General features: G+C 46.1%; 15 protein-coding genes. 11 read left to right on the forward strand and 4 right to left on the reverse strand.

The features are described 5' to 3' along the window. Positions 1 to 376 precede the first annotated feature (376 nt). The gene (locus DWY55_RS09925; RefSeq protein ID WP_118496793.1) at positions 377 to 2,188 is read right to left on the reverse strand and encodes a site-specific integrase; all 1,812 of its coding nucleotides are present in this window, start codon (positions 2,186 to 2,188) and stop codon (positions 377 to 379) included. A gap of 171 nt (positions 2,189 to 2,359) precedes the next feature. Here DWY55_RS09925 and DWY55_RS09930 point away from each other — a divergent pair, with 171 nt between their 5' ends. Beyond that, entirely contained in the window at positions 2,360 to 4,066 is a 1,707-nt protein-coding gene (locus tag DWY55_RS09930) for a tetratricopeptide repeat protein (protein ID WP_279387220.1), read from the forward strand. Positions 4,067 to 4,285: 219 nt separating this feature from the next. Next, the gene (locus DWY55_RS09935; RefSeq protein ID WP_005830632.1) at positions 4,286 to 4,765 is read left to right on the forward strand and encodes a DsbA family protein; all 480 of its coding nucleotides are present in this window, start codon (positions 4,286 to 4,288) and stop codon (positions 4,763 to 4,765) included. Between the two features lie 71 nt (positions 4,766 to 4,836). Here the strand turns inward: DWY55_RS09935 and DWY55_RS09940 are convergent, their stop codons facing one another. Beyond that, the gene (locus DWY55_RS09940) at positions 4,837 to 5,328 is read right to left on the reverse strand and encodes a 3'-5' exonuclease (protein ID WP_117878821.1); all 492 of its coding nucleotides are present in this window, start codon (positions 5,326 to 5,328) and stop codon (positions 4,837 to 4,839) included. Between the two features lie 106 nt (positions 5,329 to 5,434). Here DWY55_RS09940 and DWY55_RS09945 point away from each other — a divergent pair, with 106 nt between their 5' ends. The 4 genes from DWY55_RS09945 to topA all read left to right on the forward strand — a co-directional run bounded on the left by DWY55_RS09945 (position 5,435) and on the right by topA (position 13,318). Continuing rightward, positions 5,435 to 5,974 carry an NUDIX domain-containing protein gene (locus tag DWY55_RS09945; RefSeq protein WP_117866716.1) on the forward strand — a complete coding sequence of 180 codons (540 nt, stop codon included), beginning with the start codon at positions 5,435 to 5,437 and terminating at the stop codon, positions 5,972 to 5,974. A gap of 104 nt (positions 5,975 to 6,078) precedes the next feature. Next, positions 6,079 to 9,123, forward strand: coding sequence for a tetratricopeptide repeat protein (locus tag DWY55_RS09950; protein WP_117878819.1), 3,045 nt, complete (start codon positions 6,079 to 6,081; stop codon positions 9,121 to 9,123). Positions 9,124 to 9,138: 15 nt separating this feature from the next. Continuing rightward, positions 9,139 to 10,770 (forward strand): TonB-dependent receptor, encoded by a 1,632-nt coding sequence (locus DWY55_RS09955; protein ID WP_117878817.1) that lies wholly within the window; start codon positions 9,139 to 9,141, stop codon positions 10,768 to 10,770. Between the two features lie 145 nt (positions 10,771 to 10,915). Beyond that, positions 10,916 to 13,318 carry a type I DNA topoisomerase gene (topA, locus tag DWY55_RS09960; protein ID WP_117878815.1) on the forward strand — a complete coding sequence of 801 codons (2,403 nt, stop codon included), beginning with the start codon at positions 10,916 to 10,918 and terminating at the stop codon, positions 13,316 to 13,318. A gap of 141 nt (positions 13,319 to 13,459) precedes the next feature. Here topA and argS read toward each other — a convergent pair whose 3' ends face one another. Both argS and DWY55_RS09970 read right to left on the reverse strand, forming a co-directional pair. Further along, complete coding sequence (gene argS, locus DWY55_RS09965; RefSeq protein ID WP_117878813.1) at positions 13,460 to 15,277, reverse strand: arginine--tRNA ligase; 1,818 nt, start codon at positions 15,275 to 15,277, stop codon at positions 13,460 to 13,462. Positions 15,278 to 15,432: 155 nt separating this feature from the next. Next, positions 15,433 to 15,699, reverse strand: coding sequence for an HU family DNA-binding protein (locus DWY55_RS09970; RefSeq protein ID WP_117878811.1), 267 nt, complete (start codon positions 15,697 to 15,699; stop codon positions 15,433 to 15,435). A 247-nt stretch (positions 15,700 to 15,946) separates the two neighbouring features. Here DWY55_RS09970 and DWY55_RS09975 point away from each other — a divergent pair, with 247 nt between their 5' ends. The 5 genes from DWY55_RS09975 (at position 15,947) to secDF (ending at position 23,897) form a co-directional block, all read left to right on the forward strand. Further along, the gene (locus DWY55_RS09975; RefSeq protein WP_165852461.1) at positions 15,947 to 16,630 is read left to right on the forward strand and encodes a rhomboid family intramembrane serine protease; all 684 of its coding nucleotides are present in this window, start codon (positions 15,947 to 15,949) and stop codon (positions 16,628 to 16,630) included. Continuing rightward, the gene (locus tag DWY55_RS09980; RefSeq protein WP_025831509.1) at positions 16,611 to 17,501 is read left to right on the forward strand and encodes a rhomboid family protein; all 891 of its coding nucleotides are present in this window, start codon (positions 16,611 to 16,613) and stop codon (positions 17,499 to 17,501) included. Before DWY55_RS09975 ends, DWY55_RS09980 begins: the two co-directional genes overlap by 20 nt. Before the next feature lie 92 nt (positions 17,502 to 17,593). Beyond that, a complete protein-coding gene (locus DWY55_RS09985; RefSeq protein ID WP_057256542.1) occupies positions 17,594 to 18,694 on the forward strand; it encodes an endonuclease/exonuclease/phosphatase family protein in 1,101 nt (366 codons plus the stop codon). A 35-nt stretch (positions 18,695 to 18,729) separates the two neighbouring features. Beyond that, entirely contained in the window at positions 18,730 to 20,814 is a 2,085-nt protein-coding gene (locus tag DWY55_RS09990) for a M3 family metallopeptidase (protein WP_057256543.1), read from the forward strand. 83 nt (positions 20,815 to 20,897) lie between these two features. Further along, positions 20,898 to 23,897, forward strand: coding sequence for a protein translocase subunit SecDF (gene secDF, locus DWY55_RS09995; protein WP_057256544.1), 3,000 nt, complete (start codon positions 20,898 to 20,900; stop codon positions 23,895 to 23,897). Positions 23,898 to 23,997 lie beyond the last annotated feature (100 nt).

The following is a 23,997-nucleotide window of genomic DNA, read 5'->3' on the forward strand; positions in this document are numbered from 1 at the left end:
TAATTAATAATATTAACAATTATGAACTAATTGCCACAGCTTATCACTTCCAAGCAAAAAGCGATAGCTTAAAGCACCGAGGTGCTGGGGTCGGATTGTACATGATGTCAAAGAGCGGGTTGTTCAATGCTTACTCATCAACAATATGAGTTAATCATTTAACTGCTGCAAAGATAAACCATTTTACTGATAACATCCAAATTCTACGGTTATTATTTCTCGTAAATGCTTGATTTCGTCCGGATTAGCTACATTAATCCAGACTATCAGTTAACGTCAGTTAATGAGATTTTATCATACCTCCTTACAGCCGTATCTGTTTGGGGAGAATATGATGTTCAGGCTTACCAGAAGCCTTGATTTCCTAAAAAGCTTGTCAGCCCTGATTCCTTTTATCCAATAAGGCTGTAGTGATTTCTTTTATATTGGTGAATCTTTCCTTATCTAACAAGCTTATTTCCAAAGCCTTATTGACAAACTGCATAATTGCATCCTTACTGATACCAATTTTAACGCACTCGATAATCATTTCTCTAAAACTGTCATGCAAGTCTGATTGCTTCCCAACAGATAACTGTTTCACATATTGTTTTGCCACATCAGAATCAGAAGTGGAAGATTGGGAGAATTTTTCTATCTCGCTTATAAGAGACGTGATTTCATTGTCATAACTACACAGTTTCCCATTTTTCAAATGACCTACCTGTGATTGTAGTTCAGCAGCCTTATTGATTTTAGACGCAAAAAATTGAGTGTCTAACAGAGTATCGAACGTAATACCATTTATAGTATTTTGATACTGTTTTAAAATATTAATGGCTTCTTTGTTACCTTCTTGACTAATAGTAGTAGGTACTTTATCAGATTGCCTTACTTTTGTAGATTCTGTTTCCAACATTAGTAAAGCGGCATCCTCAGAGGTTAATCTTACATATTTCTTAAAAGACTTTGCATCATTATGTCCTGTTATCTTCATTATAATATGACTATCATAGCCATGTTTTAGCATATTACAGATAAAGGAACGTCTTGCTGTATGCGTTCCTATTAGTTCGTATGCTTTCACTTGTGTTGTAACAACTTCTCCTCCCCTATCCTCTGTTACATTATGTAATCTTGTTATACCTGCTTTTTCACCTATGTTCTTTAAATAGTTCAAAGCTGTTTGATTGGTATAAATAGGAAAACCATTTTTATACTTATTCAGAATATCTATAGCAACAGGTAAAAGAGGAATTGATACTCTATGCGTTTTCTTTTCTTGCACAATTTCTATTACTTTCCCTTTACCATTAGGCGCTTCCTTTATAATCCCCTCATTAATTGCTTGCGTATCAGAGAAGCGTTGCCCTATCCAACATTGTAATACAAACAAATCTCTCACTTCTTCTTCCCTTCCTGTTAAGCGCAAAGCATATATTTTATCTATTTCATCTTCCGTTAAATAAATCTCATTTTCATCACCTTGTCTACTTTGGGGCTTTTTATACTTGTCCAGTTTGGATTCGTGAATATCAATCATGCCTTGCTGCTCTGCTCTTTTAAGAATACATATTATCTTCTCTACCTTATTACCAACCGTAGTAGTTTTCGTTGTTTTACCTTTACCAACTTCCTTATTAAAAAGATAAGATTCATAATCCTTTATCAATGGTAAATTTATATCACTAAAACTAATAGGATATTTACCTACTTCATTCAGAAAAGCTTCAAAGAACTTTATTTGTTTCACATAATCAGCTCTTGTACTATCTTTTATAGTTCTATCTAAAGCTAATGTATTACGTAACCAATGTACTGCATTTATATTTTGCTTTTCTTTCTCCATAGTATCTTTGTATATAAACTTCTTTAATATCTTAACACTATTTCCGATTTCGTTGGGATTGTCACAAAGATAACGCTTATATTGCAGAAAGCGATTTTTAATCTCAATTATTTTCGTGTTAACAATAGTATTATTGAGATTATCAAGTTCACTTAACCTACAACCGATATAAGCCTCTTGCTTCTTCACATTCCAATGTTCTGGATATACCTTAACACCCGTAGAAAGTCTTATTTGCTTCCTATCTATCCTGCATACCAAATAGATATTAGTAGGCTTGTTTGATTTGGGTTCTCTCAAATTAAACTTAGCCTGTACTTCATTAAAAAAAATCTGTCCCGTTTGAGCCTTGTTATTCATTTCTGTGCTTCAATTTCGTAATTCAAACTCGTACTTCAATTTTGTGCTTACAAGGCTTTAGCTAACAAAATATCAAGAAGAATCCTCTCTCACAGTATTGTAGAACGCCAATTTACTATCATCAATAAGAGCAAAAAAAATGGGGCTTTTCCACAAAAGAACCTTGGACGCATATATGAAGACAAAGAAAACTATGAAGAGGCTTTTATCTGGTATAAAAAAGCCGCCGAACACAATAATAGCCCGGAATCTTATTATGCACAAAGCCGCTTAGCCTATTTACTGAAAAACGGGTTAGGAGTCACAAAGAATTACCCCGCCGGAATGGCATGGACAAAACGAGCAGCTAAAAACGGGAATGCAAGCGGACAGATTTCGCTTGCAATCTCTTATGAATACGGCATAGACAACATCTTGAGAAAAGATGGGAATTCAGCGTTATATTGGTACAAAAAGGCTGCTCTCAACAAAGACATTGGAGAACTCCAGAAGTCTATAGCAGAAGCTGCCATAGAAAGATTGGAAGAAGCGGGATTCAACGGACAGAATACTCTCCTCAAAATGATACCGGACTATAAACCATTCTACACTGCACCTTCGGAAAGTGAACAGAAAAGCATGCATGAATCTGTTCGCAATAGCACGGTAGAGTGGGGAAAAACAATAGAAGGAGAGGCTTCTCTAGGACAAACCCAAAATGATGAAATAAATGGATTCAGGGTAGAATTCAAAGAAGATAATATTAAAATTGGCTTTACTAAAAACTCAGAATTCACTTTATTCATCCATATTCAAGAAGATGACATAATAGTTAAAAATGGCTCTGAAAATGGTGTAGAATACAACCGAAACACCGGAAAACCGTATATGCTGCTCCGCCCCTACAGTTATGAAATAGAAGCCAAAGAATATCCCGGACAAATATTTGAACGGACAAACTACACAAACGGGAATAAATATTGGGGAGAAACCTATAATGGACAACGCCACGGATACGGCATTCATATCTGGGAAAATGGGAATATGTGGTTCGGCCCTTGGAAGGATGGTGAAAGAAATGGATACGGCGCTTACTTTGATATTACGGCACACACCATTCAGTCAGGAAAATGGATTGGAAATGAATTGATAGCCGGTACTTCTTATATCTGTAAAGAAAAAGCGGAACCGGTTCTTCCAGCCAGAACCAGAACCGTTTCAAAACCATTTTCCTATAGCGGTACTGTTCGCTATATAAATTTACCGACCAGCTCATACATGTCATACATCACAGAAGCCATCAACAAATGGGGGAAATGCCGTACCGGAGCAATCACTATGTATGGAGCAGGAGTAGGAGTGTATGGGAATAGTGGATATGCCTACACCGGCAGTACTCCCAGCAAGCTTAAGAAACGTATAGAAGAAGCCAACAGCAGCAATGCTGAAATAACAGACATCAACATCACTGAAAATGGCAACTATGTAATTATCTTAGGCGGTTCAGGGTATTGGACTCTTGGTTATCCGGATGCATTCCTCAAAAAACTGGAACAATATCGTACAGGAGATTTAAGAGACGACAATATTCTTTCGGCCTGCTTCAATGATAGAGGAGAATGGGTAGTTATCACGGACAAGCATTACAGCTATTCAAATGAAACCATCAAAAATTTCATACTGAAAGCCGAAGAACTATACGAAGAGGTTTACTATGCCTATATTACCAATTACGGGATGATAGCTTGCTGCAAAAACGGAGTATATTACAAAAACATTCCATCCAATTTGGCAGAGGCATTGAAGAAACTCACATTCAAACCCAAAGTCATCAAGTTTACAGACAATGGATTGTACTTGATTACAGATGGAGAATCACAAAATTATTATTTTATGTAATCACTCATTTTTTTTAAATATAGGCAATAGGTTATAGCATAGGACTTTCCATGTCGTCAAATGGCTAAATACAACGTTAAAAAAAGTCGTTCAGTCCCGTTAAAGCACCATGCCGTTTTTAAGTGTTGTAACTTCGCACCGTGGTCACAAAGAAACAGGTCTCGCTAACTGACGAGTGAACGAAACCGCAAGTAACAACCATTAAAAACAAAAAACATTATGGCATTTCGTTATGTAGTAAAAAAGAGAATGGTAGGCATTGGTACCAAAACCGAGAAGTATGTAGCTGCTTCTTATTCCGTAGCAAATATTGATTTTGATAGATTATGCGACCAGGTGACCAGTCAAGGGATGGTGCCAAGAGGTATCGTAAAAGCCGTATTGGACGGTATGATTGACGCACTCTGCACCTATGCCAGCATCGGTGCAACCGTACGGCTGGGAGACTTCGGAAGCCTCCGACCGGGATTGAACGGCAAAAGCCAGGAGGATGCAAAGTCTGTAACGGCTGATGTCGTTTACCGCCAGAAACTGATTTTCGTGCCGGGACAACGTTTGAAGAACATGATGAAACAATCGGGCATCACACGATTGGTAACCGGCTCTGAAATCGTGCCGGACAATGAAGAAAATCCCGGAGGAAACGAAAGCGGAGGCGGCGGCAATGATGGTGACCAAGGTGAAAATCCATTAGGATAAACTGATAGAGTTTTATCAAGGAAACAAACAATTCCACAGAGGAGGCTTCATGACAAGTCTCCTCTGTTTATTTATATGACCTGTTTCGCTATCCATGCACAAGCCTCAGCATCAGCCAACGCATGATGATGATGTTCCAACTGATAGCCACAGCAAACAGCCACTGTATGCAACTGATAGTTAGGCAATCCCTTTATAGCACGACGTGATGCCTGCAAAGTACAATAAAACTCATAATCCGGATAATCCATGCAGTAAGTACGGAAAACAGCTTTCAGGCAGCTTTCATCAAAGGCCTTGTTGTGCGCTACCAATGGCAAGCCTTCAATGCGTGGAGCTATTTCCTGCCACACAACGGGAAAGATAGGAGCATCCCGGGTATCTGCCAACGTCAGACCATGCACGCGGGTATTCCAATAAGTGTAATACTCCGGTTCGGGACGGATGAGGTTATAATAATGGTCCACAATCTCTCCATCACGTACGATAACCACTCCTACACTACAAACGCTGGTACGCTGTTCGTTGGCCGTTTCAAAATCAATGGCAGCAAAATCTTTCATCCGATATGGTTTTATAGTCGCCAAAGATACGAAAAATTCACTCCGTTCCTTTCATACTACACCTGGTTTCCATTATCTTTGTCCCCCGGACAAAGACTAAAATATCATGGAACATCCACTTTCGCAATTCAAATATTGTCCGAAATGCGGTTCAGCCCATTTCGAAGTTCATAACGAGAAGTCGAAGCAGTGCGCCGACTGCGGTTTCGTCTACTACTTCAACCCCTCTTCCGCCACCGTCGCCTTGATACTGAACGAGCGCGACGAGCTGCTGGTGTGCCGCCGCGCCAAAGAGCCTGCCAAAGGGACGCTGGACCTCCCCGGAGGCTTCATCGACATGACCGAGACCGGTGAGGAAGGCGTTGCCCGCGAAGTAAGAGAAGAAACCGGCATGAAGGTGGCAAAGGCCGAATATCTCTTCTCCCTGCCCAACATCTACATCTATTCCGGCTTCCCCGTACACACGCTGGATATGTTTTTCCGTTGTACGGTGGAGGACACCTTGCACTTCGAGGCGATGGACGACGCGGCAGACCTCTTCTTCCTCCCCTTAAAAGATATCCGTACGAAAGAGTTCGGACTCGGCTCCATCCGCAAAGGAGTGGGTATCTTCCTGGAAGACATGTGGAAGAACAAAAGCGAATGATTATTCGTTCCTATTATGGTATATATCCTAAAAAAGCCAAACAAGTGTAACATTTCCGGGTTAAAACCCGTATTTTTGTAAAATACCTATTCTAACAAAAGAAGATGAAACATAAAATCTCCCGAATATTGTGCACAGCACTCTGTTGCGCACCTTTACTCGCCTCAGCACAAACAAGCGAGAAGAGTACTTCTCCCAAGCGACTCTACCAAGAAGGACAAACGCTGTTCCAGCAAAAGGCCTATGCTGCCGCCATCTCCCCGTTGCAAGCCTATGTACGCCAGATGAATGCAGACGGCAAGCCTCTGCCCGATACCGGCGAGCGGCAAGAAGCGGAATACATGCTGGTATGCGCCGCATACGAGCTCAGAGACCCCAAAAGCATAGACCTGCTCCGTGCCTTCCTGGACGAATATCCCGATACTCCCCATGCCAACCGCATCTACGCCCTGATTGCCTCCGCCTACTTCTTCGAAGGCAATTATGACGATGCCCTCGCCATGTTCAACTCCGCCCGCCTCGACCTGCTGGGTTCCGAGGAGCGAGACGACATGACCTACCGCCTTGCCACCTGCTACCTGAAAACGGGCAACGTAAAGGAAGCAGCCATCTGGTTCGAGACGCTACGTAGCACCAGCCGCAAGTATACAGCGGACTGTGCTTACTACATCTCTTATATCCGATATACCCAAGGACGGTATGACGAAGCGCTCAGCGGTTTCCTGCCTTTGCAGGACAATGCCAAATACAAGGACTTGGTTCCCTATTACATCGCCGAAATCTATCTGTTGAAGAAGCAGTACGACAAGGCGGAAATCGTGGCGCAGAATGCACTGTCAGCCCATCCCGACGGTCTGAGCTACACCCACACGGCGGAGCTGAACCGTATCCTCGGTACAGCCGAATACCATTTCGGGAAGTATCACGAAGCCGTAAAGTCCTTCGGACAATATATAGAACACAATGCCGAATCTGCCGCTCATAGAAGGGATGCCCTTTACATGCTGGGAATGTCCTATTATCAATGCGGCGTGTATTCGCAAGTCCCCTCCGTCCTCGGCAGAGTGACTGCCGAAAACGATGCCCTTTCGCAGAACGCATACCTGCACATGGGACTGGCTTATCTGCAACTGGCAGACAAGACCAAAGCGCGTATGGCCTTCGAGCAGGCTGCCGCCTCCAACGCCGATATGAAAGTCAAGGAACAAGCCGCCTATAACTACGCCTTATGCATTCACGAGACCTCCTATTCCGCTTTCGGCGAATCGGTGACCGTCTTCGAGAAATTCCTGAACGAATTTCCAAACTCTCCTTATGCCGAGAAAGTCAGCAACTACCTGGTGGAAGTATACATGAATACACGCAGCTATGATGCCGCACTCAAGTCCATCGACCGTATCTCCCATCCCAGCAAAGCCATTCTGGAAGCCAAACAAAAGATTCTGTTCCAACTCGGGACCCAGTCTTTTGCCAACACGCAGTTCGAGCAAGCCATCGGTTACTTCGACCAAAGCGTCACGTTGGGGCAATACAACCTCCAGACCAAGGCAGACGCCCTCTACTGGCTCGGCGAGTCTTATTACCGCCTGAACCGGATGAGAGAAGCTGCCCGCAATTTCAACGAATATCTGTCACTCACCCGGCAGAGGGATACGGAGATGTTCGCCCTTGCCTACTATAACCTGGGCTACATCGCTTTCCACCAGAAAGACTATTCGACGGCAGAGAACCGTTTCCGCAACTTTGTCCAACTGGAGAAAGGTGAAAACCCGACCGCATTGGCAGATGCCTACAACCGTATCGGTGACTGCAACCTGCACGTCCGCCGCTTCGACGAGGCCAAGCAATACTATACAAAAGCAGAAAGTCTGGGAACACCTGCCGGAGACTACTCTTACTATCAGCTGGCCCTTGTAGCCGGCCTGCAAAAAGACTATTCCGGAAAGGTTACTTTACTGGACCGCCTTGCCGTCAAATATCCCAATTCGCCTTATGCCATCAATGCCCTTTACGAAAAAGGGCGCTCCTACGTACAGAGCAACAACAGCCCCCAAGCTATCGCCGCCTTCCGCGAATTGCTCGGCAAGTATCCCGAGAGTCCTGTCAGCCGTAAAGCCGCCGCCGAAATCGGTCTGCTTTACTACCAGAACGATGACTATGACCGTGCCATAGAAGCCTACAAACATGTAGTCACCCAATATCCCGGAAGCGAGGAAGCCCGCCTTGCCATGCGCGACTTGAAGTCCATCTACGTAGATGCCAACCGCGTGGATGAGTTTGCCGCCCTTGCCGCCCAAATGCCGGGAGAAATCCGCTTCGAACCCAGTGAGCAAGACTCGCTGACTTACATCGCTGCCGAAAAAGTATATATGAAAGGCGAAGCCGCACCTGCCAAAGAGAGCTTCACCCGCTATCTGCAAAGTTATCCGGGAGGCGCTTTCAGCCTGAATGCACACTACTACCTCTGCGTCATAGGCAAAGAGCAGAAAGATGAAGAGGCGGTATTGGAACATGCCGGAAAACTGCTGGAATACCCCGATAACCCATATTCTGAAGAGGCTTTGCTGATGCATGGAGAAATTCTGTTCAACCGCCAGCAATATGCCCTGGCATTGGCCGACTACAAGAAATTGCAGGCCAAAGCCACCACGGCAGAGCGCCGCCAGCTTGGCGCTATCGGTGTACTGCGCTGTGGAGCACTGATGCATGATGATGCGGAAGTCATCAACGCCGCCACAGCCTTGCTTGCCGAAGCCAAGCTGTCTCCGGAGCTCCGGAACGAGGCGTTGTACTACCGTGCCAAGGCATACCTCAACCAGAAAGCCGACAAGAAGGCAATGGATGACCTTCAGCTGCTGGCCAAAGACACCCGTACCCTTTATGGAGCCGAAGCCAAATATCTGGTGGCATTACAATGGTACAACGCCGGTAATTATGCCTCTGCAGAAAAGGAAATCCTTAATTTCATCGACCAAAGCACACCGCATGCCTACTGGCTGGCACGCAGTTTCATCCTTCTGTCTGATGTATATGTAGCCATGGACAAGAAGCTCGATGCACGCCAATACCTATTGAGCCTGCAGCAGAACTACCAGGCCGATGACGATATAGCAAGCATGATTAACGAAAGACTGGAGAAATTGAAGTAAGAAATATAGCACATTATGAAAAAGATACAATATATCCTCGCAGGAACTATGCTTGTCTCCCTCTCTTTGGGAGCACAAGCCCAGACACAACCCCAAGACACCACCATGAACCGTACGGTAGTCGTGGAACAAGAATATAATCCGGACATCATGGATGCCTCCAAAGTGAACGTGCTTCCCAAGGTGGAACCTCCTACCGTCAGCAAAAAGGCGGTGGAATATGACGCCACCCTGATGCCGGCAACCCATATCCCGGCAGGTATCATGCAAGCCTATACCGGAAAAGAGACGCAGGCGAAAGCGCTGCCCGGATATGTACGCTTGGGATACGGTAACTACGGTAACCTCGATGTACGCGCCAACTACCTCTTCTCTTTATCCCCCAAAGACCGCCTCAACCTGACATTCACAATGGATGGCATGGATGGCAAACTGGACTTGCCGGATAATGGCGGGAAGTGGAATTCATTCTACTACCGTACCCATGCTGCCATGGATTATGTACATGCCTTCAGCAAAGTCGATTTGAATATTGCCGGAAAGTTCAACCAAAGCAATTTCAACTTCCTGCCCGACTTCGTCAGCAACAAGCAGAAATTCGTTTCGGGTGATGTACATTTCGGGGTAAGTTCCACGAGCGACGATATGCCTCTCCAATTCCGTGCCGAAACCAATTTGTTGGTCTACCAGCGCCAACACGACCTCATGGTGAGCAATATCAAAGAAAATATCGTGCGCACCAAAGCCGATGTCACCGGTTCCATCTCCGATGAGCAGACCATCGGCATGGCTTTTGCCATGGACAACACATTCTACAGCGACGGACGTTTCGAGAATCACACCGACGTAGACTTCAATCCATACTATCTCTTTCAGAATGACGACTGGAAAATACGTCTCGGCGCACACGTCGACCTGGCTTTCGGTTTCGGCAAGAAGTTCCGCGCCGCTCCCGACGTAGAAATACAATACATCTTCTCGGACAGCTACATCCTCTACGCACAAGGTAAGGGAGGACGGCTACAGAACGATTTCCGCCGTCTGGAAACCATTACGCCTTATGGCATTACAAACCAGCAGCTTGACAATACCTACGAACAGCTCAACGCAGCCATCGGCTTCAAGGCAAGCCCGGTCAGCGGATTGTGGTTCAACCTATACGGCGGATATCAAGATTTGAAAAACGACCTGATTGACACTCCGACTGTCAAGTCCGACGGGATAAGCAATGTTTACCTCACAGAAGATACCAAGAACCTCTACGCCGGAGCCGACCTGAGCTACAACTACAAGGATGTTTTCTATCTCGCCGCCAATGCCGTCTATCGCCATTGGACAACGGACTCAGACGGTTCTGATGTCGTAGTAAGCTTCAAACCGGCCGTAGAAGGCAATCTCAATCTCAAGGTACGCCCCATCTCCCCACTGCTTGTCGGCATCGGCTATCAGCACATCTCACGCCAGGGCGTGGAGGGCAACAAGGCGGACCCCGTCAGCAATCTCTATCTGAACGGCAGCTACGAACTCTTCAAAGGTATCTCCGTGTATGCGCGCGTGAACAACTTGCTGAACAAAGATTACCAGTACTACTGGGGATACCCTTCAGAAGGTCTTAGTTTCTTAGGCGGAGTAAGCTTCCTCTTTTAATAGGGGCAGCACAAGCCGGAGCTCTAAATTGAACAAAAAAGGTCATTTTTGCTAAATTCTCCTTATATTATAAGGTGGGAAGAATCTTTTTTTCCTACTTTTGCGGGCGAATTCAGTGGCGGGAGTCACTAAAAAACAGAAATTTATGCAGAAAAACCTTGTCATAGTCGAGTCTCCGGCGAAAGCAAAAACCATCGAGAAATTCCTTGGAAAAGATTTCAAAGTCCTTTCCAGCTACGGCCATATACGTGATTTGAAGAAAAAAGAATTCAGTATTGACGTAGACAAAGACTTCAAACCGCATTACGAGATACCGGCGGATAAAAAGAAAATCGTAACCCAGCTGAAAGAAGAAGCCGAGCAGGCAGAAACCGTATGGCTGGCTTCCGATGAGGACCGCGAAGGGGAAGCCATCGCATGGCACTTGTACGAAGTGCTGAAACTGAAGCCGGAACACACCAGACGCATCGTCTTCCATGAAATCACCAAAGGTGCCATCCTGAAAGCGATAGAAAATCCCCGTGACATTGACATCAACCTGGTCGATGCCCAGCAAGCCCGACGTATCCTGGACCGTATCGTAGGTTTTGAACTTTCACCGGTATTGTGGAAGAAAGTGAAACCTGCCCTTTCTGCAGGCCGTGTACAGTCCGTAGCCGTCCGTCTCATTGTAGAGCGCGAACGCGAGATACATGCATTCCAGACCGAAGCATCCTACCGTGTTACCGCCGTATTCCTCGTTCCGGACACTGACGGCAAAACAGTGGAAATGAAAGCCGAACTGGCGCACCGGCTTAAGACAAAGGCAGAAGCCCGGAAATTGCTGGAGAGCTGTAAAGCAGCCACGTTTACCATCAGCGACATCACTACCCGTCCGCTGAAGAAAACTCCCGCAGCCCCGTTCACCACCTCTACCTTGCAGCAGGAGGCTGCCCGCAAACTGGGCTTCACCGTGGCACAGACCATGATGGTGGCGCAACGTCTGTACGAATCCGGATTGATAACCTACATGCGTACCGACTCCGTCAACCTTTCCGAACTTGCCGTCAACGCCAGCCGTGAAACCATCTCCAACCTGATGGGCGAACGTTACGTACACAACCGCCACTTCGCCACCAAGACCAAAGGAGCGCAAGAGGCCCACGAAGCTATCCGCCCCACCTATATGGAGAATGCCAAGATAGAAGGTACCCCACAGGAAAGAAAGCTGTACGACCTCATCTGGAAACGTACCATCGCCTCGCAGATGGCAGATGCCGAAGTGGAAAAGACAACCGTAACCATTGCTATCAGCAACGAGACGGAGACTTTCACTGCAACCGGCGAAGTGGTGAAATTCGACGGTTTCCTCCGTGTCTACCGCGAATCATACGATGATGACGTAGAAACCCAGGAAGATGAGGCACGCCTACTGCCCCCTCTGAAAAAAGGACAGAAGCTCGAACATGAAGGTATCACCGCTACCGAACGTTTCACCCAACACCCTCCCCGCTACACGGAAGCAAGCCTTGTGCGCAAATTGGAGGAACTGGGTATCGGACGTCCGTCTACCTATGCTCCTACCATTTCCACCATCCAGCAACGCGAATACGTGATAAAAGGAGAAAAAGCTGGTGAAGAACGCACCTACAATGTGCTTAACCTGCAGGGTAATGAAATAACGGACAACAACCATACAGAAATCACCGGAGCCGAAAAGTCAAAACTGATGCCGACAGACACCGGTATTGTGGTCAATGACTTCCTGATAGAGTACTTCCCGGACATCCTTGACTACAACTTCACAGCGAGCGTCGAAAAGCAATTCGACGAAATAGCCGAAGGTGACAAGCAATGGACTGCCATTCTGAAAACATTCTATAAAAAATTCCATCCTTCAGTAGAAAACACACTTGCCGCGAAAACCGCCCACAAGGCAGGCGAACGGATTCTGGGAACAGACCCCGTCAGCGGAAAGCAAGTGTCTGTAAAAATCGGACGTTTCGGCCCAGTAGCACAGATAGGTACTGCCGAAGATGAGGAAAAGCCCCGTTTCGCCCAGGTAAAAAAAGAAATGTCCATCGAGACCATTACGCTGGAAGAAGCGCTGGAGCTGTTCAAACTTCCCCGTACCCTCGGAGAGTACGAAGGTAAGAATGTAGTCGTAGGTGCGGGACGTTTCGGACCTTATATCCAGAACAACGGCTTGTATGCCTCGTTACCCAAGACAATGGACCCGATGACTGTTACGCTGGAAGAAGCTATTGAACTTTTGCAAAAGAAACAAGAAGCAGAAGCCCAAAAACATATCAAGAAGTTTGAGGAAGAACCGGAACTGGAAATCCTGAATGGACGCTATGGCCCTTACATCGCTTATAAAGGCAGCAACTACAAGATTCCTAAAGACATCATCCCTCAAGACCTGAACCTTCAAGCTTGTCTGGAAATTGTGAAACTGCAAAGCGACAAGGATACGGGCAAGTCTAAGCGGACTGCAAAGGCGGTGAAAGCAACGAAAACGACTAAAACAACCGCCAAGGCAACTGCCAAAACAAGCAAGACAAAATAGGACTTAGTCTACACGTATAAAATGGGAGAAAGGAGACGATAATTTAAACTTCTATTATTTCTACCACAAGAATAAATATTGCACTATAAAAAAATAAGCCCGAAGAAGTATCCTCGGGCTTATTCTTTTATAGTACAATGTTTACATCCTATCCGGCACCTCAATTCCCAGCAATCCCATACCTAAGCGTACCACCTTGGCTACATTCTCGGACAATGCAAGGCGGAATACCTTCACTGCTTCGTTCTCCTCACGCAGAATGCTGAAGTCATGGTAGAACTGGTTATATTCCTTCACAAGGTCATACGTATAGTTTGCAATGATGGACGGACTGTAATCCTCACCTGCCTGCTTCACAATAGCGGCAAAGTCGGCAACCATCTGTATCAGTCCCTCTTCCTTCTCACTCAGTTCAATGCCGGCAGGTAACTGGGCAGGGATTTCGATACCGGCCTCTTTTGCCTTGCGGAGAACAGACTGGATACGTGCATAAGTATATTGGATGAACGGTCCCGTATTACCATTAAAGTCGATGGACTCTTTTGGATTGAATGTCATGTTCTTGCGGGCATCCACTTTCAGGATGAAGTACTTTAAGGCACCCAGACCAACGATACGGGCGATATTGTCTGCCTCTTCCTTTGTCAGACCATCCAGCTTACCCAGTTCATTGCTGGTTTCCTTGGCTGTATCAATCATCTCCGCCATCAAGTCGTCAGCATCAACTACTGTACCTTCGCGGCTCTTCATCTTGCCCTCGGGAAGTTCCACCATACCGTAAGAGAAGTGCACCAACCCTTTACCCCATTCGAAGCCCAGTTTGTCGAGCAGGATGGACAATACCTGGAAATGGTAATTCTGTTCGTTGCCTACCACATAAATCATCTTGTCGATGGGATAATCTGCAAAGCGGAGTTTGGCAGTACCTATATCCTGCGTCATGTAGACGGATGTACCGTCCGCACGCAACAGCAGCTTGTGGTCCAACCCCTCCCCCGTGAGGTCCGCCCATACAGAGCCGTCTTCTTTCCGGTAGAAGAAGCCTTTCTCCAGGCCCTCCATTACCTTCTCCTTACCTTCGAGGTACGTGTTTGATTCGTAATATATCTTATCAAAAGTTACACCCATCATACGGTAAGTCTCGTCAAAACCTGCATACACCCAGTCGTTCATTTTCTTCCAGAGCGCACGTACTTCCGGGTCATTGGCCTCCCACTTTACCAGCATTTCACGAGCCTCCTTCATCAAAGGAGATTCAGCTTCCGCCTTGGCTTTGGCTTCTTCCTCATTCATGCCTTCGCTTTGGAACTTGGCCATCAGCTCCTTCACTTCCGCTTTATAATGCTTGTCGAAGGAAACATAGTAATCGCCAATCAAGTGATCTCCCTTCTTGCCGGATGATTCGGGAGTTTCACCATTTCCGTACTTCAGCCATGCCAACATGGACTTACAGATATGAATTCCACGGTCATTGACAATATTTGTCTTTACTACCTTATTACCGTTGGCAGCCACTATATTAGCCAGCGCATTTCCCAAAAGATTATTGCGTACATGTCCCAAATGAAGCGGTTTGTTGGTGTTGGGAGAAGAATACTCAATCATCACCAATGGAGAGTTGTCAGTAGCAGCCACGATACCGTACTGCTTGTCCGCATGAATGCCATTCAACAATTCTATCCACGCAGAGGAGGCAATGGTCAGGTTCAGGAAGCCCTTGATGACATTAAATGCTGCAACCGAAGGCTCGTTTGCCTGCAAGTATTCACCGATTTCCTGGGCCGTCTGCTCCGGTCCTTTCTTGGACATACGGAGGAAAGGGAATACAACCAGCGTGAGGTGTCCCTCAAATTCTTTCTTGGTTTTCTGCAACTGCACTTGTGTGGCAGGAACATCCTGTCCGTAAAGCGCTTTCAGTCCGCCGATGACGGACGATACCAGTTTCTGTTCTATATTCATGATTCAAATGTATTTTCCTGCGTGCAAAGATAGCGTAAACCGAAATCAGTACAAAACAAGCAGGCTTGTTTTTATTGACTCACAAGATATTCAACATACAAAGAGGGGACGCTCCTTGTAAAACGTCCCCTCTTTGTATGTTGAGTATACTGTTCTTATTCAGCTGTCAATTCCGCACCTGGTTTGAATTTAACAACTTTCTTTGCAGCAATCTCGATAGGCTTTTTAGTAGAGGGGTTGATACCCATACGCGCTCCTCTTTCCACCACACTGAAAGTTCCAAAACCAACCAATGATACTTTATCACCGGCCTTCATTGCCTTAGTGACTGACGCGATAAATGCATCCAATGCTTTCTTTGAATCAGTCTTTGACAAACCAGACTCCGCTGCCATAGCGCTAATAAGTTCCGCCTTATTCATAATGCTTAAAAATTAATTAATATGTTACACAAAAGATATTTTTACTTTTCATCACAAACCTCCACAAAAATAGAGCAATATTTCTGAATATCAAATAAAAACATTAAAAAAATATTGGAAAACAGCGAAAAAGAAGGAATAGAATCTGCTTTTTCTGTTATAGAACAGAATTTATTCGTATTTTTGCCGGAGAATGCAAAAACAGACAACTGTTTTTGAACTGTAAAATGAATTGAAACAACAGATTATGAATACTATACCTACTGTAACCAAGAACCTTTTAATCATTAATGTGCTGATGTTTTTGGGCACCATTGTCGCCCAAAGCTACGGCATCGACCTCGCCCAATATCTGGGATTGCATTTTTTCCTTGCCGAAGATTTCAATGCAGCACAATTGATAACATATATGTTCATGCACGCCGGATTCGCGCACCTGTTTTTCAACATGTTTGCCGTATGGATGTTCGGACGTATTTTAGAGCAGGTATGGGGGCCAAAACGATTTCTGTTCTACTATCTGGTGTGCGGCATAGGAGCCGGAATTATCCAGGAGGTGGTACAGTATATTCATTATGAGACAGTACTTTCCGCCTACGACAGCGTGAATACCGGCATGGCCATCATCCCGATGAAGGAATATCTCAATATGATGACTACCGTGGGAGCTTCGGGCGCAGTATACGCCATTCTGCTGGCATTCGGCATGTTGTTCCCCAACCAGCAAATGTTCATCTTCCCGCTGCCGGTTCCCATCAAGGCCAAATATTTTGTCATCGGATATGCCCTGATTGAGCTTTATGCCGGATTTGCAAACAGTGCAGGAGACAATGTGGCTCACTTCGCACATTTGGGTGGTATGGTATTCGGCTTTATCCTGATTATGTACTGGAGAAAAAAGAACAGAGGAAATGGCTACTATTATAACTGATTTGAAAGAGACCTTCCGTAGGGGGAACATTTATATCCAACTGATTTACATCAATGTTGCGGTATTCATACTTACTACGCTAACCGAAGTCATGTTCCAGTTGTTCAACCGGAGCATAGCAGGCGTATTCGAATGGTTGGAACTGCCGGCATCAGTCCTACGCTTCATCCTGCAACCATGGTCACTACTGACATATATGTTCATGCATGCAGGATTCATGCACATTCTTTTCAATATGCTGTGGCTTTACTGGTTCGGTGCACTGTTCCTGAGTTTCTTCTCTGCAAAGCATCTGCGGGGTGTATACATTCTGGGAGGAATTTGCGGCGGTCTGCTCTATATGGCCGCCTATAACATTTTTCCGTATTTCCGTCCCATGACAGACTATTCTTTCATGCTGGGCGCCTCTGCCTCTGTACTTGCCATTGTAGCCGCCACCGCCTATCGCGAGCCCAACTATCCGATAAGGCTGCTGCTGTTCGGAACCATCCGGCTGAAATACCTGGCACTCATCGTTATAGGCACCGATTTGCTGTTCATCACCTCCAGCAATGCCGGCGGACACATCGCACATTTAGGAGGTGCGCTGGCAGGGTTATGGTTTGCCGCCAGCCTCAGCAAAGGTAGCGACCTGACCTCATGGATAAACAAATGTCTGGATGCCTTAGTTTCCATCGTCAGCTTCAAACCCCGAAAACCGAAAATGAAAGTACATTACGGTACTGGCAAACAAAAAGATTATGATTACAACGCACGGAAAAAAGCCCAATCCGACGAGATAGACCGCATTCTCGACAAATTAAAGAAATCGGGATACGAAAGCCTTACTACAGAGGAAAAGAAAAGCTTGTTCGACGCGAGTAAACGTTAAACCAATGGAAAACGGAAAATGAAAAATGAGAAATGAGAATATAACCGCCACTCTTATTTTCAGTTTTCACCTTTCAATTTTCAACTATTATAATGAAGCATCTCGGTAATTTTGTCGCTCTTCTGATTTTAGCGGTCAATGCCTTGTTTACGGGCCTATTACTGTTCACCGCCTATAGTCCGCACATCCAGCCGGTCACACATCCGGTGCAATCGTGCCTGGGGCTGACATTTCCCGTGTTCCTGATGATAAATGCCGGCTTCCTCATTTTCTGGCTGGTCATCCAGCGCTATAGGTCGGCTTTGCTGCCCCTGATAGGGATGTTGCTCTGCTATTCGCAGATACGCACCTATCTGCCCATCAACTTCCATACAGACCACTTACCGGAAACAAGTATCAAACTGCTCTCCTACAACATTATGGGATTTGACGGTGCCGCCAAGCAAGATGGCAAAAACCCGATATTGACCTATTTGAAGGAAAGTGGCGCCGATATCCTCTGTCTGCAGGAATATTCCACAGTACAATCCTCAAAGCATCTTTCGCAAAAAGACGTAGAGCGGGAACTCAAGGCATATCCATACCACCGCATCAACACAGTGGGTAGCGGAAAGGGACATACCAACAAGATAGCATGTTACTCTAAATTTCCGATTCTCTCGTCACGCATATTGGATTATCCCAGCGAATACAACGGTTCGGTACTCTATGAAATCAAGATTGGGGAAGACACGGTTACCCTCATCAACAATCATCTGGAGTCCAACAAACTGACCAAAGCCGATAAAGTCGTGTACGAAGACATGCTGAAATCTCCCGAAAAGGAAAAAGTGAAAAGCGGCGCACGCCTGCTCATACGCAAGCTGGCAGAAGCATCGGCCATCCGTGCCCCGCAGGCTGACACTATTGCACATGAAATAGCCGCTTCACCGCATCCTTACATTATTGTGTGCGGCGATTTCAACGATACCCCCATCTCCTATGCCCACCGCACCATCGCCCAGGATTTGGACGACGCATTCACCCAATCAGGACGGGGGCTGGGCATCTCCTACAACCAGAACAGATTCTATTTCCGGATAGACAACATACTGACAAGCAAGAACCTGAGAGCCTACAATTGTACAGTAGACCGCTCCATCAAAGAGTCAGACCACTATCCGATATGGTGCTATATCACTAAGAGATATTGAAAATTAATACTTAAACATTTAATACTTAGAAAACAATGTTCAAAAAATGTATTCTAATTTTAGCAGCAAGTTGTATGATGTACTCCTGTGCCACCCAGACGGAAAGCAATCCGTTCCTTACTGAGTTTCAAACACCCAATGGCGTGCCTCCATTCGATAAAATCAAGTTGGAGCACTATGAACCCGCATTCCAGAAAGGTATAGAAGAGCAGAACGCCAATATCCAAGCCATCATTGACAATACGGAAGCCCCTACTTTCGAAAATGTCATTGTTGCCCTCGACAACAGCTCTCCCACCCTGGACCGTGTAGGCGGTGTATTTTTCAACCTGACGGAGGCCGAAACTACCGATGAACTGACAGCCCTTTCCATGAAACTGGCTCCGACATTGGCCGAACACGAAGACAACATCTCCCTCAACCAGGAGCTTTTCAAGAAAGTGGATGCTGTCTACAGCCAGCAAGATGCTCTCGGCCTGACCCGCGAACAACAAAGGCTGCTGGAAAAGACCCATAAGAAATTTATCCGTTCCGGCGCCAATCTTCCGGCCGACAAGCAAGCCCGTCTGCGTGAAATCAACAAGCAGCTTTCCACACTCGGAATCACGTTCAGCAACAACATCCTGAACGAAAACAACGACTTCAAGCTTTATGTAGGAAAAGAGGAAGACCTCGCCGGACTTCCCCAATGGTTCCGCGAAAGCGCCATGGCTGAAGCCCGTGCCACCGGACAGGAAGGCAAATGGCTGTTTACCCTCCATAATGCAAGCCGCTTGCCTTTCCTTCAATACTCCGCCAACCGGCCGCTACGCGAACAGATGTACAAGGCCTACATCAACCGCGGCAATAACAATGACAAGAACGACAACAAGAAAATCATTGCCGACATCGTAAGCCTGAGACTTGAAAAGGCGCAACTGCTGGGTTTCGACTGTTACTCCAACTTTGTATTGGACAATACAATGGCAAAGAATTCCACCGCCGTGATGGACTTCCTCAACAACTTGTGGAGTTATGCACTCCCCAAAGCAAAAGCCGAAGCAGCCGAACTGCAAAAGCTGATGGACAAGGAAGGCAAAGGAGAGAAACTGGAAGCATGGGATTGGTGGTACTACACCGAAAAACTCCGTAAGGAGAAATATAACCTCGAAGAAGAAGAGATTAAGCCCTACTTCAAGCTGGAAAACGTACGTGAAGGCGCCTTTGCCGTTGCCAATAAGCTCTATGGCATCACGCTGACAAAGCTCGAAGGTATCCCCGTCTATCATCCCGATGTAGAAGTGTTTGAAGTGAAAGCCGCAGACGGCTCACAAGTAGGTATCTTCTATGTAGATTACTTCCCCCGTCCCGGCAAAAGCGGTGGTGCCTGGATGAGCAATTACCGCGAACAACAAGGCAGCATACGTCCATTGGTATGCAACGTATGCAGCTTCACCAAGCCCGTAGGCGACACTCCTTCCCTGCTGACCATCGACGAAGTGGAAACTTTGTTCCATGAATTCGGCCATGCCCTGCACGGATTATTGACCCAATGCCAGTATAAAGGTACTTCAGGCACCAATGTCGTACGCGACTTCGTGGAACTCCCCTCTCAAATCAACGAGCATTGGGCCACCGAACCCGAAGTGTTGAAAATGTATGCCAAGCATTACAAGACCGGCGAGGTCATTCCCGACAGCCTGATTGAAAAGATACTGAACCAGAAAACGTTCAACCAGGGTTTCATGACTACCGAGTTGCTGGCCGCCGCCATCCTCGACATGAACCTGCATAACCTGACTGATACCGAAGGCCTTGATGTCGTTGCATACGAAAAAGAAGCGATGGACCAACTGGGGTTGATTCCGGAAATAGCTCCCCGCTACCGTACCACATACTTCAACCACATCATCGGCGGTTATGCTGCAGGCTACTACAGCTATCTCTGGGCCAATGTTTTGGACAACGATGCCTTCGAAGCTTTCAAGGAACACGGTATCTTCGACAAGCAGACAGCCGACCTCTTCCGCCAGAATGTTCTGGAAAAAGGAGACAGCGAAGACCCGATGACTCTCTATAAAAACTTCAGAGGAACTGAGCCTCAATTAGACCCGATGTTAAAAAATCGCGGTATGAAGTAAGATTTGTGAAAAAAAAGCTATATTTGCAGCCTTGTATGCAACAGAATTTAATTAAAAAGTAATCATAATAAACTAAAAGTAACATGCAAAACAAAGGATTTGTAAGGGTTTTTGCGATATTGCTCACACTGGTGTGTGTGTTCTATCTCTCCTTCTCTTTTGTAACTCGCCATTACACAAGTAAGGCCAAAGAGTTTGCGAAAGGCGATGTGAAAGTAGAGCAGGACTACCTCGATTCTCTGGCTAATGAGAAAGTGTATTTCGGCAATTGGACGCTGAAACAATGTCGTGAGATGGAAATCAGTTTAGGTTTGGACTTGAAGGGCGGTATGAACGTCATCCTTGAAGTTTCCGTACCCGATGTCATCAAAGTATTGGCTGACAACAAGACTGACGAAGCATTCAACCAAGCATTGGCCACTGCCGCCAAACAAGCTACCACAAGCCAGGATGACGTAATCACCCTATTCGTCAGAGAGTATCACAAGCTTGCTCCGGGTGCTCCTCTTTCACAACTGTTCGCAACCCAACAATTAAAAGACAAGGTAACTCAGAAATCTACCGACGCGGAAGTTGAGAAAGTATTGCGCGAAGAAGTAAAGGCAGCAGTCGAGAACTCCTACAACGTACTTCGTACCCGTATCGACCGTTTCGGTGTAGTTCAGCCCAACATCCAGAGTCTGGAAGACAAAATGGGCCGTATCATGGTAGAGCTTCCGGGTATCAAAGAGCCAGAACGTGTAAGAAAATTATTACAAGGTTCCGCCAATCTGGAATTTTGGGAAACATACACAGCAAAAGACGTTACTCCTTATCTGCAAGCTGCCGACACCAAGTTGCGTGCCATCGTTGCAAGCGAAACTCCGGCAGAAGAAGCAGACAGCACAGCCGCCGAAGCTCCTGCCGTAGCACAGGCTACCAGCACAGCCGACAGCCTTGCCGCTGCTTTAAAGGGTGAAAACAAGACACAAACCGCTGACCTTGCACAAATAAAGAAAGAACATCCGCTGTTCGCCATCCTGCAGGTCAACCCCAGCGGACAAGGTCCTGTTGTAGCCTATGCCAACTACAAGGATACAGCTGAAATCAACAGATACCTTTCCATGCCGGAAGTTCAGGCCGAAATGCCGAAAGACTTGCGTCTGAAGTGGGGTGTATCTCCATACGAGTATGACCCGAAAGCCCAGACTTTCGAGCTCTATGCTATCCGTTCTACAGAACGTAACGGTAAAGCGCCTTTGGAAGGTGATGTAGTAGTTAGCGCCAAGGACGAATACGACCATTATGGCAAGCCCGCTGTAAGCATGTCCATGAATACCGACGGTGCACGCCGTTGGGCTCAGCTCACCAAGCAGAACATCGGTAAGAGCATCGCTATCGTGCTGGACGGCTATGTTTACTCCGCACCAAATGTAAACAATGAAATCACCGGTGGTAACTCACAGATTACCGGCCACTTCACTCCCGAACAGGCAAAAGACTTGGCAAACGTATTGCGTTCAGGTAAGATGCCGGCTCCCGCACACATTGTGCAAGAAGACATCGTAGGTCCTTCACTGGGACAAGCTTCTATCAACGCCGGTATCATGTCATTCATCGTTGCATTGATTCTGCTGATGATTTACATGTGCTCCATGTACGGATTCATTCCGGGTATGGTGGCCAACGGTGCTCTGGTGCTGAACTTGTTCTTCACGCTGGGTATCCTCTCTTCTTTCCAGGCTGCACTGACCATGTCCGGTATTGCCGGTATGGTATTGGCACTGGGTATGGCCGTGGATGCCAACGTATTGATTTACGAACGTACCAAAGAAGAGCTGCGTGCAGGCAAGGGTGTGAAGAAGGCATTGGCTGACGGTTATGCCAACGCATTCTCCGCTATCTTCGACTCCAACTTGACATCTATCATCACCGGTATTATCCTGTTCAACTTCGGTACAGGTCCTATCCGTGGTTTTGCCACTACATTGATTATCGGTATCTTGATTTCATTCTTTACTGCCGTATTCATGACACGTCTGTTCTATGATTATTTCATGAGCAAAGACAAATTGCTGAACTTGACATTCTCTTCCAAGATTTCAAAGAACCTGATGGCGAATGTACATTTCGACTTCATGGGCAGAAACAAGCTGTGGTTGACCATCACCGGAGCCGCTGTAATTGTATGTATCGCTTTCCTCGCTACCCGCGGATTGAGCCAGAGCATCGACTTCACCGGTGGACGTAACTTCAAGGTGCAGTTTGAGAACAAGGTAGAGCCGGAACAGATTCGTGAGCTTATCTCCAGCAAGTTCGGTGACGCCAATGTCAGCGTTATCGCTATCGGTACAGACGGTAAGACTGTACGTATCAGCACGAACTACCGCATTGAAGAAGAAGGTAACAACATCGACTCTGAAATCGAAGCATATCTGTATGAGACTCTGAAACCTGTATTGACCCAGAACATTACGCTGGAAACCTTCATCGACCGCGAAAACCATACGGGCGGAAGTATCATCAGTTCCCAGAAGGTAGGTCCGAGTATCGCAGACGACATCAAGGTTTCAGCCATCTGGTCCGTTGTACTTGCATTGATTGCCATCGGTATTTATATTCTGATTCGTTTCCGCAATATTGCATACAGTATCGGTTCAGTAGCCGCATTGGCCTGTGATACCATCATCATCCTGGGTGCCTACTCCATCTGTTGGGGCTGGATGCCGTTCTCTCTGGAAATCGACCAGACCTTTATCGGTGCCATCCTGACAGCTATCGGTTACTCTATCAATGACAAGGTGGTAATCTTCGACCGTGTACGCGAATTCTTCGGCCTCTATCCGAAGCGTGACAGATTCCAATTGTTCAATGACTCATTGAACACAACTCTGGCACGTACCATCAATACTTCACTGAGTACCTTGATTGTGTTGCTGTGTATCTTCATCCTCGGTGGTGATTCCATCCGCAGCTTCGCATTCGCCATGATTCTGGGTGTTGTATTCGGTACAATGTCTTCTCTGTTCGTTGCATCTCCTATCGCATATCTGCTGATGAAGAACAAGAAAGGTACCGAGCCAGTTGTAGAAGTAGCCAAATAAGAATTTAGACAAAAAACTATAAACTAAAAAAGGAGGAAATCCGAAATGGATTTCCTCCTTTTTTGTAGTCTCGCCGGAGAACAGAACGGAAAGGAGAATG

It is taken from the genome of Bacteroides sp. AF25-38AC, assembly GCF_003602995.1.
Taxonomy (GTDB): Bacteria; Bacteroidota; Bacteroidia; order Bacteroidales; family Bacteroidaceae; genus Bacteroides; species Bacteroides uniformis.

Coding starts and splice junctions, on each gene's coding strand:
- DWY55_RS09970 (WP_117878811.1), bottom strand. CDS start 15,699: ATGAATAAGGCGGAACTTATTAGCGCTATGGCAGCGGAGTCTGGTTTG.
- DWY55_RS09955 (WP_117878817.1), top strand. CDS start 9,139: ATGAAAAAGATACAATATATCCTCGCAGGAACTATGCTTGTCTCCCTC.
- argS (WP_117878813.1), bottom strand. CDS start 15,277: ATGAATATAGAACAGAAACTGGTATCGTCCGTCATCGGCGGACTGAAA.
- DWY55_RS09950 (WP_117878819.1), top strand. CDS start 6,079: ATGAAACATAAAATCTCCCGAATATTGTGCACAGCACTCTGTTGCGCA.
- DWY55_RS09925 (WP_118496793.1), bottom strand. CDS start 2,188: ATGAATAACAAGGCTCAAACGGGACAGATTTTTTTTAATGAAGTACAG.
- DWY55_RS09975 (WP_165852461.1), top strand. CDS start 15,947: ATGAATACTATACCTACTGTAACCAAGAACCTTTTAATCATTAATGTG.
- secDF (WP_057256544.1), top strand. CDS start 20,898: ATGCAAAACAAAGGATTTGTAAGGGTTTTTGCGATATTGCTCACACTG.
- DWY55_RS09990 (WP_057256543.1), top strand. CDS start 18,730: ATGTTCAAAAAATGTATTCTAATTTTAGCAGCAAGTTGTATGATGTAC.
- DWY55_RS09935 (WP_005830632.1), top strand. CDS start 4,286: ATGGCATTTCGTTATGTAGTAAAAAAGAGAATGGTAGGCATTGGTACC.
- topA (WP_117878815.1), top strand. CDS start 10,916: ATGCAGAAAAACCTTGTCATAGTCGAGTCTCCGGCGAAAGCAAAAACC.
- DWY55_RS09985 (WP_057256542.1), top strand. CDS start 17,594: ATGAAGCATCTCGGTAATTTTGTCGCTCTTCTGATTTTAGCGGTCAAT.
- DWY55_RS09945 (WP_117866716.1), top strand. CDS start 5,435: ATGGAACATCCACTTTCGCAATTCAAATATTGTCCGAAATGCGGTTCA.
- DWY55_RS09940 (WP_117878821.1), bottom strand. CDS start 5,328: ATGAAAGATTTTGCTGCCATTGATTTTGAAACGGCCAACGAACAGCGT.
- DWY55_RS09980 (WP_025831509.1), top strand. CDS start 16,611: ATGGCTACTATTATAACTGATTTGAAAGAGACCTTCCGTAGGGGGAAC.